The organism is Aquirufa sp. OSTEICH-129A, assembly GCF_054558355.1.
The window spans coordinates 1-348 of sequence record NZ_JBPXKC010000020.1; the positions used below are offsets into that span (position 1 = coordinate 1).

At 42.5% G+C, this 348-nt stretch carries 1 protein-coding gene; it reads right to left on the reverse strand.

The annotated features are described in order from the left end of the window. A partial coding sequence (locus SKC36_RS12335; RefSeq protein ID WP_459466077.1) for a hypothetical protein occupies nucleotides 1–348 on the reverse strand: 348 nt, incomplete at both ends.

Genomic DNA, 348 nt, shown 5'->3' on the forward strand with positions numbered 1-348 from the left:
TTCCATCACTAGTTAAATTAGCTACTCCACTTGTAAAGTCTCCAGCTTGATTCAATACATTGGTTCCTCCAGATCCTAAACCAGTCACCGTTCCTCCTAAGGAATTAGTCACCGTTACATTGTTTGCCGAGGCATCAAATCCAGTAGCAGTATTACCATAAGCATCTTGTGCAGTTAATGTATTCGTTCCTGTAAAGGCTGTGCCATTAATCTGCGGACTCGCTAAGCTTACTGCCAATTTCGTCATCGTCGATGAACCAACTGTCACATTCAAAGTTCCGCCTGTGTTCGAGTTAATTGTACCATCACTCGCATTCACCGTAGCTGATTCTGCTTTGTACAAAATCA